11 protein-coding genes are annotated in these 11,725 nt (G+C 50.3%); all 11 read left to right on the top strand.

Annotation, left to right across the window (positions count from 1 at the left end):
• Positions 1–18 precede the first annotated feature (18 nt).
• Genes fliQ through GC101_RS03360 form a run of 11 tightly spaced genes read left to right on the top strand, consistent with a single transcriptional unit; the run spans position 19 to position 11,724 of the window.
• The gene (gene fliQ, locus GC101_RS03410) at positions 19–288 is read left to right on the top strand and encodes a flagellar biosynthesis protein FliQ (RefSeq protein WP_171716084.1); all 270 of its coding nucleotides are present in this window, start codon (positions 19–21) and stop codon (positions 286–288) included.
• A 4-nt stretch (positions 289–292) separates the two neighbouring features.
• Positions 293–1,084, top strand: a complete 792-nt coding sequence (fliR, locus tag GC101_RS03405; protein ID WP_171716083.1) for a flagellar biosynthetic protein FliR — start codon at positions 293–295, stop codon at positions 1,082–1,084.
• Between the two features lie 22 nt (positions 1,085–1,106).
• On the top strand, positions 1,107–2,201 hold the full coding sequence (gene flhB, locus GC101_RS03400; RefSeq protein ID WP_171716082.1) for a flagellar biosynthesis protein FlhB: 1,095 nt from the start codon (positions 1,107–1,109) through the stop codon (positions 2,199–2,201).
• Positions 2,202–2,221: 20 nt separating this feature from the next.
• Positions 2,222–4,255 carry a flagellar biosynthesis protein FlhA gene (gene flhA / locus GC101_RS03395; protein WP_171716081.1) on the top strand — a complete coding sequence of 678 codons (2,034 nt, stop codon included), beginning with the start codon at positions 2,222–2,224 and terminating at the stop codon, positions 4,253–4,255.
• Positions 4,252–5,664, top strand: coding sequence for a flagellar biosynthesis GTPase FlhF (gene flhF, locus GC101_RS03390; protein WP_171716080.1), 1,413 nt, complete (start codon positions 4,252–4,254; stop codon positions 5,662–5,664). Before flhA ends, flhF begins: the two co-directional genes overlap by 4 nt.
• A complete protein-coding gene (locus GC101_RS03385) occupies positions 5,661–6,542 on the top strand; it encodes a MinD/ParA family protein (protein ID WP_042138144.1) in 882 nt (293 codons plus the stop codon). Before flhF ends, GC101_RS03385 begins: the two co-directional genes overlap by 4 nt.
• Positions 6,543–6,577: 35 nt before the next feature.
• Positions 6,578–7,993 carry a protein-glutamate methylesterase/protein-glutamine glutaminase gene (locus GC101_RS03380; RefSeq protein WP_171716079.1) on the top strand — a complete coding sequence of 472 codons (1,416 nt, stop codon included), beginning with the start codon at positions 6,578–6,580 and terminating at the stop codon, positions 7,991–7,993.
• A 34-nt stretch (positions 7,994–8,027) separates the two neighbouring features.
• Positions 8,028–10,115 (top strand): chemotaxis protein CheW, encoded by a 2,088-nt coding sequence (locus GC101_RS03375; RefSeq protein WP_171716078.1) that lies wholly within the window; start codon positions 8,028–8,030, stop codon positions 10,113–10,115.
• A gap of 27 nt (positions 10,116–10,142) precedes the next feature.
• Positions 10,143–10,604: a chemotaxis protein CheW gene (locus GC101_RS03370; RefSeq protein WP_039295214.1), complete on the top strand. Its 462-nt coding sequence runs from the start codon at positions 10,143–10,145 to the stop codon at positions 10,602–10,604.
• A 36-nt stretch (positions 10,605–10,640) separates the two neighbouring features.
• The gene (locus tag GC101_RS03365; protein ID WP_216626453.1) at positions 10,641–11,234 is read left to right on the top strand and encodes a chemotaxis protein CheC; all 594 of its coding nucleotides are present in this window, start codon (positions 10,641–10,643) and stop codon (positions 11,232–11,234) included.
• The gene (locus GC101_RS03360; protein ID WP_039295222.1) at positions 11,227–11,724 is read left to right on the top strand and encodes a chemotaxis protein CheD; all 498 of its coding nucleotides are present in this window, start codon (positions 11,227–11,229) and stop codon (positions 11,722–11,724) included. The genes GC101_RS03365 and GC101_RS03360 overlap by 8 nt, the downstream gene beginning before the upstream one ends.
• Position 11,725: the final 1 nt, after the last annotated feature.

Below are 11,725 nucleotides of genomic sequence, written 5' to 3'. Positions count from 1 at the left end.
ACATAGGAGGCATAAGGGATGAATACGGAGTTTATTATCGGTCTAGCCGGCCAAGCCGTATATTTGGTGCTGGAAACCAGCGCCCCAATGCTGATTCTTGGTCTGGTGGTAGGACTGATAGTCAGTATATTTCAAGCCACGACCCAAATTCAGGAGCAGACCTTGGCCTTTATCCCCAAAATTGTTGCTGTAATGCTCGCTTTGCTGATTTTCGGACCATGGATTATAACGAAGCTGGTGGATTTCACCAGTCAAATTTTGGGCAGTCTCTATATGTATATCGGTTAAGATTATGAATATAGAGACCCTGCTGCAAAGTTTTCCTGTCTTTCTGCTGATTTTTTGTCGAATTACTGCCTTTTTTGTTGTCGTTCCTGTCTTTTCTTCGCAGGGGGTGCCGACAACATTCAAAATTGGTTTGTCTTTTTTTGTATCTATGGTCATCTTTAGCTCAGGCGGGATGAACATCACCGTTGCGCAGGATCTCAATTTTATTCTACTGATTGTCAGAGAGGCTTTAATCGGTCTGCTGCTTGGATTTATTGCTTACCTGATGTTTATGACGATTCAGACAGCGGGTTCTTTTATTGACATTCAGATCGGGTTTGGTATCGCCAATGTAATCGACCCGATGACTGGCGCATCAGCCCCTATCATCGGTAATTTTAAGTATATGATTGCGCTACTGTTGTTTCTGACGATGAACGGACATCACTATTTGCTGAATGCTATTGTTTACAGTTACAAATGGGTACCGATCGACAATGACCTGTTTCTCAAAATGATTGACGGAAGCTTGTCGGAATTTCTGGTCCGTACTTTCGCACAATCTTTTATGCTGGCCTTTCAAATGTCTGCGCCGCTGGTTACCGCACTTTTCCTGACGGATGTGGGTCTGGCGTTCCTGGCGAGAACCGCTCCACAATATAATGTGTTCGTCATCGGGGTTCCGCTCAAAATCATTGTAGGTCTGGCGCTGCTTCTTATACTAATGCCGGGGCTGGCAGTGCTGTTCCAGAACCTCTTCGATATTATGTTCGAGTCCATGCAGAATTTGCTTCACCTCATGGGGAAGAGTCCTTAGGTAACGGCAAGGAGAGAGTGTAATGGGTAAGCCAATTCGTTATAAACTGAATCTTCAGCTTTTCGGGGGGGACAAGACAGAGAAGGCAACTCCGAAGAAACGGCAGGAAGCCCGCAAAAAAGGGCAAGTTGCCAAAAGTGCGGAAATTTCAGGGGCGGTGGTACTCTTCTCGGCGTTATTGTCACTGCGAATGTTCGGAAGCTTTATGAAGGAACGTTTCATGAAGCTGTTCACTGATGTATTGCAGAATCGGATGTTGATGGACGTAACGCCGCAGAATGTAGCTGGTCTATTCAACCAGTATGGGCTTCAGATTCTGATTCTGATTGCTCCGTTGATGCTTGTTACTTTCGTTCTGGCGATTGTTGTGAATTATGCACAAGTAGGTTTTATGGCTACTGCAGAAGGAATAACGCCAAAATTCAGCAAGATTAACCCGATTAAGGGATTAAAAAATATTTTCTCCATGCGTTCACTTATGGAATTCTTCAAATCTGTCTTCAAGCTGGTAGTGATTTCCTATCTGGTTTACAGTACGCTTTGGGGAGAAAAACAAAGTTTTGCTGCACTCTCACATGTCAGTTTGGAAGGTGTCTATCGGTTCACTGCCGATCTGACAATGAGCCTCGGCATCAAAATTGCAGCGGCTCTATTTATAATGGCCATTGCAGATTATATTTATCAGAAATATGAGCATGAGAAAAGCCTGAAAATGTCCAAGCAGGACATCAAGGACGAGTACAAAAAGATGGAGGGTGACCCCATCATAAAAGGTAAAATCAGGGAACGCCAGCGCAGAATGGCGATGCAGCGGATGATGCAGGAGGTCCCCATGGCCGATGTAATCATTACTAACCCGACCCACTTTGCGGTTGCCCTGAAGTACGATGGTTCCAAAATGGAGGCTCCGCAGATTATAGCCAAGGGCCAGGATTATGTGGCGCTCCGCATCAGGGAGCTGGCCAAGGAGCATGGTGTTGTAACTATGGAGAATAAGCCGCTGGCACGGGCGCTATTCCAGAGAGCGGAAATCGGTGATGTGGTTCCAGCCGATTTGTTCCAGGCAGTTGCCGAAGTGCTGGCCTATGTATACAAGCTTAAAGGCAAGAGGAGATAAGACGGGGGAGGTTAAGGACATTGAAAGCTAGAGATCTAACAGTTCTACTGGGCGTTATCGGCATTGTGCTTATGATGATTCTGCCCATCCCTGTCTGGCTTCTGGATGTACTTTTAATTGTCAATATTTCAATAGCCCTGACCATTATATTGGTCGCAATGAATACGACGGATCCGCTGCAGTTCTCGATTTTTCCTTCATTACTTTTGATCACTACACTGTTCCGGTTAGCCTTGAATATCTCCACCACCAAACTGATTCTTGGTGATGGTCATGCCGGTGAGGTGGTAGCTACATTCGGGAGCTGGATTGCGGGGGGACAAATCGCTATCGGTTTCATCGTCTTTCTGATTCTGGTAGTTGTGCAGTTCATTGTAATCACCAAAGGTTCTGAACGCGTTGCCGAGGTGGGAGCACGCTTTACACTGGATGCGATGCCCGGTAAACAGATGAGTATCGATGCGGATCTGAATGCAGGGATGATCAATGAGCAGCAGGCACGCGAACGCCGGCGTAATGTTGAACGCGAGGCGGATTTCTTCGGATCCATGGATGGTGCGAGTAAATTCGTTAAAGGTGACGCCATTGCCAGTATTATCATCCTGCTGATCAATCTGATCGGCGGTTTTATTATCGGGATGACAATACACGGAATGTCCTTCCAGGATGCACTTTCGACCTATTCCATACTGACGATCGGGGATGGCCTGGTCAGCCAGATTCCGGCACTGCTTATTTCCACAGCTGCCGGTCTCATCGTAAGCCGGGCGGCTTCGGAAGGCAATCTGGCTGAGGATTTGACTGGACAACTACTGTCTTATCCAAAGCTTCTGTACATTGTAGCAGTGACCATTGCTTTTCTGGGTTTCTTCACCCCAATCACGGTTATGTCTACATTGCCTCTGGCCGGACTGATGGCTTATGCGGCTTACAGCATGGGCAAGAAGGCCAGCAGGAAGCAGATTGCTGATGAACAACTGGTAGAGGAGAAGCAGATTGAAGAAGTGCGCAGTCCCGAAAGTGTCATTAATCTGTTGACAGTTGACCCGATCGAGTTCGAATTCGGCTATGGCCTGATCCCTTTGGCCGATACGGGACAGGGCGGCGACCTGCTCGACCGTATCATCATGATTCGACGGCAATGTGCGCTTGAGATGGGTCTAGTCGTGCCGGTTATTCGTATTCGCGACAATATTCAACTAAAACCGAATGAATATGTCATCAAAATTAAAGGAAATAACGTTGGCGGCGGTGAATTATTACTTAATCACTATCTTGCCATGAGTCCCGGTTATGATGACGAGTCGATTAGCGGGATTGAGACTATCGAACCATCGTTTGGATTACCTGCATTATGGATTGATGAATCTGTTAAAGAACGGGCGGAGTTATCCGGTTATACCGTAGTGGATCCGCCTTCTGTTGTAGCCACGCATTTGACAGAGCTAATCAAACGTCACGGTCATGAGCTGCTGGGACGTCAGGAGACCAAACAGCTGGTCGATAATCTTAGAGAGAACTATCCTGTTCTGGTTGACGAACTTATTCCTTCCATACTGGCGGTTGGTGATATTCAGAAAGTCCTTGGCAAGCTGCTCCGTGAGAAGATTTCCATCCGGGATCTGGTAACGATCTTCGAGACTCTGGCGGATTATGGCACATACACCAAGGATCCTGATGTTCTGACAGAGTATGTCCGGCAGTCCCTGTCCAGGCAGATTACACAGCAATTCTCACAATCGGGTGAAACATTGCGTGTAATTACGGTAGGTCCCACACTTGAAAAGAAGATTACCGAAAGTGTTCAGCAGACAGAGCAAGGCAGCTATTTGGCACTTGATCCTGTTTCCACTCAAACCGTCTATCAGCGGCTTACGGAGCAGATCAACCGTCTCCTGCAATCCGGACAGCAGCCGATCGTCTTGACATCTCCTACCATTAGAATGTACTTGCGGCAGGTGATTGAACGGACGATGCAGGATATCCCGGTATTGTCTTACAGCGAGCTCGAGCCAAATATTGAAATTCAAAGCGTTGGGGTGGTGAATTTATGAGAGTGAAGCGTTATGTGGTCGATACGATGCCTGACGCCATGCATTCCATCCGCAGCGAACTTGGAAGCGACGCCGTCATTTTAAGCACCAAAGAGGTTAAAGTCGGCGGATTTATGGGCATGTTCACCAAAAAGAAAATTGAAGTCGTGGCAGCCGTTGAGAATACGCAGAAGCCGGCCGTGCCGGAGAAAGCACCTGCTCAACCGATGAATATACCACGAAGCGCTGTTCCGCAAGCTTACCAAAAGGCGGCTTTAGCATCTGCTCCTCAGGCTGGGCCGGTGAAAGAAACAACATCAGCCCGATCATTTGCAGAGATTGCCGCTGCACTCTCCGATCCTGGTGATCAGGGCGGTGGAGGGGTTGCTGTGCTCCCGGCCCTGTCTAAGACAGAGGAGCCGGACATTACGGCAGTTGAACCCGCCAAAGAGCCGCAGCCTGTTCCAAATCCGGAGGAGAGCCGCAGAGCTCTCTCGGCAATCTATGATTCACTTGCCGCGGAAGAGCCTGCCCCTGGCGGTGTTCCTGCACAAGAGAGCGATGTCCTTCGAGAAATCCGGGATATGAAGCACTGGATGGAACGTATCGCACGTTATTCCTCCGGGGCAGCTGAATTGCCGGATGCGCTGGAAGTGCTCAAAGGCCGTCTGATTGATCAGGAGACAGACGCTGTACTTGTGGATGAATGGATTGGAAATGTTCTGGAGCGCTACCGGGGAGAAGGCAGCGGCTGGAGTTCGGATCGCTTTGGCGAGGCGCTGGAAGAGCAAATCGGTGAATTCCTGGCTGGACGCATCGGCAAAGGAATTGCTCCCGATACAAAGATCGTATATATTGCCGGACCTACAGGTGTAGGTAAGACAACGACCATTGCCAAACTGGCGGCGGAGCAGCTGTTTAAGCAGGGCCGCAAAGTGGGACTGATTACCTCGGACACCTACCGGATTTCAGCAGTCGAGCAGCTTAGAACATACGCATCTATTCTGAATATGCCGCTGGAGGTTGTCCAGTCGCCCGGGGATCTGCAAAGAGCCATGTTCCGCCTGGAGGGCTGTGATCTGGTTCTTATGGATACTGCAGGCCGGAACTACCGCAACGAAATGCTGGTGGCCGAACTGCAGAGTCTGCTTGCCAAGGAGCTCAAAAGCGAAACCTTCCTGGTGCTCAGCCTGACCTCCAAAAGCCGCGACATGAAAAAGATCGCTGAGCACTTTGGCAGATACCCGCTGGATAAGGTTATTTTCACGAAGCTGGATGAAACAGGCAGCTATGGCCCGCTCTTCAATGTTCTGAATGATTTTCCGCTAAAGCTCTCTTATATTACGAATGGCCAGAATGTTCCTGATGATCTTCTGATGGCTACCAGAGAGCAGATTACCGGAATGCTGCTGGGAACAGGGGGCGAGTGATGGATCAGGCGCAAGCTTTAAGACGGTTAGTATCCAGCCAGGATTCCAGGCAGCTCACCGGCAGCGGAGTCTCTGCCCGGATCATTACCGTATGCAGCGGAAAGGGGGGAGTCGGAAAGTCGAATTTCACCCTTAACTTTGCACTTGCACTGAAATCCCTGGGGCGGAGAGTTCTATTGTTCGATGCCGATATCGGCATGGCTAACATTGACGTGCTTATGGGCGTGTCAGCGAAATACAATCTGTACCATCTGCTTAAGCGGGAAGCCGATATTGGACAGATCATTCAGTTGGGTCCGGATTCTTTACCTTTTATCGCAGGCGGTTCCGGAATGGATGAGCTGTTCTCACTCTCAGAAGCTGATCTGGACTACTTTACCGCTCAGATTGCGCAAATTGCCGACACGATGGACTTTATACTCTTTGACACAGGGGCTGGATTGTCGAAGGAAACGATGAAGTTTATCACTTCTGCAGATGACTGCCTGGTTGTCACGACACCTGAGCCTACCGCCATTACGGATGCATACGCGCTGATGAAAGTTGTTCATAATTCGCATCCTGAGGTTTCATTCCGGCTGATTGTCAATCAGGCGGGGGATGAACGGGAAGCAAGAGTGACCAGTGATAAAATCCGTATGGCCGCCAGCCGGTTTCTCCAGCTCGAACTCCCGTTTTTGGGCTATATAAGCAGTGATCCCCATGTAGTTCAGGCAGTGAAGAAACAAATTCCATTCTCAGTGGCTTTTCCGAACAGTATAGCAGCTAAAGATGTGCACCGGCTTGCGCTGAGCTATCTGGCTGTTGATTCAGTAGAAACCGCTAAAGTACAGGGCATCAAGGGATTTATCAGCAAGTGGTTGAAACGAAACAAATAATTGTTCTGAATTTGAGGGACAGAGGTGGAAATGCTATGAGGCCATACAAGGTTTTGGTCGTTGATGATTCCGCTTTTATGCGTAAAATCATTTCCGATTTAATTGAAAATGATCCTGACTTTCAGGTTACAGCGACGGCGTCCAACGGCCGTGAAGCTATCGAGAAAGTGAATGAGCTCCGGCCGGATCTGGTAACCATGGATGTGGAAATGCCAGAGATGAATGGTCTGGAAGCGCTGAAAATAATAATGGCCGAGCGGCCGCTTCCAGTCATTATGCTGTCAGGCATTAATGAAGAGGGGATGAAGGAAACCATTCTGGCTTTGGAATGGGGGGCTTTCGATTTCATCCGAAAGCCGTCCATTTCAAACTCCCAGGATATTATCGCAGTCGGGGAGTCACTCCGTGAGCAGATGAAGGAAGCCATGCTGGCGCGCGAACAGCGTGAAGCACGCGCTTCTGCTCACAAGGCTCCTGAACTGCCGCCTGTTGATCAGACGGTTCTGCCAGCGCCGCCTCCTGCTCCGAGAACGGTCATAGAACCAGTGAAACGGAAGGCAGAGCCGCTGAAGAAAGAAACGGAATCCCTGCGCAAGCCGGTCCAGAGTACACTGAAGCCAAAAGGGAAAGCACCTCTGGAGCTGGCGGCAGAGAAGAATCCGCCAGTGAAAGGCCCTGGCAGTGAAGTTACGAAGCGGCTGGGCAAGCCGGCTCCGGCAGTGCCACCACCTGCCTCCGAACGCTTCAGAAGCCGGACCCGAGGGGATGCGGGAGCAGTATTGCCTGATCTGCGGGCTGTTGCCGCTGAGACGGCCGCAGGAGGCTTCATTGATCCTCCTGTAGCGCATGCAGGCCCTGTGAACGGAAACAGGGGTCTGCGCAAGCTGGTTGCTGTAGGATGCTCTACCGGCGGTCCCCGGGCGCTGAAGGCGTTCCTGGAGAACATTCCCGGTGATTTTCCGGCACCGATTGTCATTGTTCAGCATATGCCGCCTAATTTCACCAAATCGCTGGCCCAGCGGCTGAATACCTTCAGCGCACTGGAGGTTGCTGAAGCGGAGCATGGCATGGTTCTGCGGCAGGGGGCTGCGTATATTGCTCCCGGCGGATATCATCTGAAGGTTGTTCCGGCGGCCGGTGGCCAATATGTGATTGAGCTTACCAAGGAAGAAGCGCGCAACGGACATCGGCCTTCTGTAGATACGCTGTTCGAATCGGTACTGCAGCTTACCTCGCTTGAACGTCATGCGGTCATTATGACCGGGATGGGCAGCGACGGGGCTCGTATGATGAAGGCACTCTATGACTCGGGTGTGACGTCAACCTTTGCCGAGAGTGAAGAGACCTGTGTCGTTTACGGAATGCCGCGGTCAGCAGTGGAGCTACAGTGCGTGAAACATGTCCTGCCTTTGCAAGAAATTGCTCCAAGGCTGGTGCAAGCCGTTAAATAAAGGAAAAGCGAACTCGAAGGGGAGGTGCTCGTTAGTGGACATGAACCAATATTTATCCATGTTTATTGATGAGTCAAATGATCATCTGCAGTCATTGAACGAAAGCATGATGGGGCTGGAAGCAAATCCTGAAGATCTGAGTATTGTCCAGGTGATTTTCCGCTCTGCCCATACCTTGAAAGGTATGGCGGCTACAATGGGTTTTGAGGATTTGGCTTCGCTTACGCACCAAATGGAGAATGTGCTTGATCTCGTGCGTAACAATAAACTGCGGATGCAGGATTTCATTTTTGACACCCTGTTCAAGAGTATTGATGCTCTGGAATCCATGGTGGAGGACATCACAGGCGGAGGAGAGGGGAAGGCTGATGTATCGGCAATTGTAACCTCCCTCCAGGCTATCGTACGGGGAGAAGTTCCCGCTGCCGCCGGCGGAGCTGCTGCAGAAGTCACCGCGGCTGCTGCCGGCAATGCCACGGATGCCCAGGTGTTTCTGGATGAATTCCAGTACTCTGTGCTGGAGCAGTCACTGCAGGAAGGCCATCAGGTGCTGTATGTTGATGTTGCCATCCGCAAGGACTGTCAGCTCAAGGCAGTGCGTGCATATATGGTCTTCGACCTTCTGGAGCGTTCAGGAGAAGTTGTTAAGTCCTTCCCTTCGGTTCAGGACATAGAGCAGGAGAAATTCGATTACGGATTCTCCCTCTACTACATAACCCAAAAGGATGCCAGTGAAATTCAGAAGATGATCCTGAATTTGTCGGAGATCGATACGGTTACAGCCGTAGCACTTGATCAGGAATCCCTGCGTCAGATGGGGCAGGAAAGTGTTGCAGCTACCGCAGAAGCGCCTGCCACTGCTCCGGCGCCGGAGGCTGCTCCTGCTGCCTCTAATGCTTCACCGGCTGCTTCCGCACATGGCAAGGAAGAGAGTAAGGCAGCACCGGCCAGAGCAGGCGGAGCGCCTTCTCCTTCCCGCACGATCCGTGTGGACATCGAGCGTCTGGATGTACTCATGAATCTGTTCAGTGAGCTGCTCATTGACCGCGTTCGGCTGGAACAGCTGGCTTCCGAAGTGCAGAACGGGGATCTTACCGAAACGGTTGAACATATGGGCCGGGTCAGCGGGGATCTGCAGAACATAGTGATGAAGCTGCGCATGGTGCCGGTGGATACCGTATTTAACCGGTTCCCGCGGATGGTGCGCGATCTGGCCAAATCGCTTGACAAGAAAGTTGATCTGATCGTTACCGGTGCTGAAACAGAGCTGGACCGTACCGTAATTGATGAGATTGGTGATCCGCTTGTGCATTTGCTGCGTAATGCAGTAGACCACGGTGTGGAGTCCATAGCGGACCGTGTCGCTGCCGGCAAGCCGGAGACAGGGACCGTCCACCTCCGGGCTTTCCATAGCGGCAACCATGTCTTTATTGAGATTGAAGAAGACGGCAGGGGCATCTATCCGAAGAAGATTTTGGGGTCTGCAGTTAAGAAAGGCGCCATTACCCAGGAGCAGGCCAATGCGATGTCTGATGATGAAGCGTATCAGCTTCTGTTTGCACCGGGCTTCAGTACCGCAGAGGTGATCTCTGACGTATCGGGCCGCGGCGTCGGTCTGGATGTAGTCAAAGCAAAGATCTCCTCACTGGGCGGCAACGTCACCATTTACTCTACACCGGGTAAAGGGACGAACTTTTCCGTTCAGCTCCCGCTGACCCTGTCGATTATCGCAGCCATGCTGGTTCGTCTGGGTTCAGAGAAATATGCAATTCCGCTCTCTTCCATAGTAGAGACTGGGATTGTCAAACAGTCGCAGATCCGTACCATTCACGGTAACAGAATGCTGGAATTCCGGGGCAGCCATATTCCGCTCGTTTCACTGAGCAAGATCTTCTCTATTCCGGACTATGATGAAAGCACCGAAGAGGAAACAGAGATTGTGGTTGTACGTAAGGGAGAGCGCCTGGTTGCCTTGGCGGTTCAAGACTTTATCGGGCAGAATGAGATTGTTATCAAGAATCTGGGCAAGTATCTGCCTGATGTTCAAGGAATTTCCGGAGCCACTATTCTTGGTGATGGACAAGTTGCACTTATTATCGATCCGAATGCTTTTATTAAATAATCAGGATAGAACAGGGAGGTTCATTCCATGGCTGAAGATATCAAAGTCATAGTATTTAAGCTTGGCACTGAAGAATACGGCATTGAAGTGGAGAAGGTCCAGACCATCGAGCGTATGATGCCCATTACCCGCGTGCCCAAGACCTATTCGTTTATCAAAGGTGTAATCAATCTGCGCGGTGTAGTCATCCCCGTTATTGATCTGCGCGGCCGTTTCAGTATTGAGGAAGCAGAGCATACAGACCAGACCCGGATCATTATTGTGAATGTGAATGAGATGGAAGTAGGCTTCATCGTTGATTCTGCGAATGATGTTATTGATTTGAACCGTGACATTATTGATACACCACCGGATGTTGTAGGCGGGATCAAAGCGAAGTATCTGGACGGGGTGGCCAAAATTGGAGAAGACCGTCTGCTGATTATGCTTAACTTGTCCGAAGTGCTGAACAAGGGCGAAATCGTGCAACTGGAAAGCCTGGAGGGCTAGCCAGTGGAGCTATTCAAAAACTTCAAGGATTTCAAAATGGATGTGCTGAAAGAAGTCGGGAATATTGGAGCCGGCAACGCCGCCACCGCGTTATCTCAGCTGCTGAATAAGCCGATTGATATGGCTGTACCCAAGGTGCAGCTTCTCAGTTTTGAGGAGATTACCGATAAGGTCGGCGGAGCTGAAGAATTGGTGTATGCTGTATTCCTTCGTGTAGAAGGTGAAGCTCCGGGCAACCTGTTCTTCATTCTCTCTCCGGAAGCAGCGACCAACCTGCTCAGCCGGATTGCTGGGATTGAGATTTCAGGCGGTGAAGAACTCAGTGAAATGGAGTTATCCGCTCTGAGCGAAATCGGCAATATCCTTGCCGGCTCCTACCTTTCATCACTGGCTGACTTTACCTCACTCTCTATGTATCCGACAGTGCCGGCGCTTGCTATGGATATGGCCGGGGCGATTCTTGGATACGGGCTGCTGCAGTTCGGTCAGATGGGTGATGATGCACTGCTGATTGATACGACGTTCCTGGAAGGCCAAAATGAGATTGAAGGGCAATTTTTCCTTATTCCCGATCCCGAATCATTCCCCAAAATATTCAAGGCATTAGGAGTACCGTTTGATAATGATTGAAGAACAGAGCATTATTAAAGTAGGCATGGCGGATCTTAACATTGGCAGCCAGGACAGCCTTATCCGTACGACCGGTCTTGGTTCCTGTGTTGGCCTGACACTGTTTGATCCCGGCAAAAGACTTGCAGGTATGGCACATGTCATGCTGCCCTCGTCAGATATTGCCCGGGAAGGACAGATGAATATTGCCAAGTTTGCCGATACCGCTGTGCCAGAGCTTTTATCCCGCCTGCTGGCGTTAGGGGCGGTCCGGAGCCGGATTGTGGCCAAGATGGCCGGAGGCTCGCAGATGTTCGCATTTGCCGGGGGGAGTGACACCATGAGGATCGGGCCTCGTAATGTGGAATCCTGCAAACTAGCACTGGACGCTTTGAACATTCCGCTGATCGCGGAGGATACGGGTGGCAATTATGGACGTACGATAGAAATCGCCTGCAATACCGGGGTGCTCTTTATCCGCAGCGTTCAAAAAGGCCCAAAGGAAATATAAC

Source organism: Paenibacillus phytohabitans (assembly GCF_013141775.1).
Taxonomy (GTDB): Bacteria; Bacillota; Bacilli; order Paenibacillales; family Paenibacillaceae; genus Paenibacillus_AQ; species Paenibacillus_AQ phytohabitans.
Note: the sequence above shows the minus strand (reverse complement) of the source record. Positions and strands in the feature narration are given on the sequence as shown.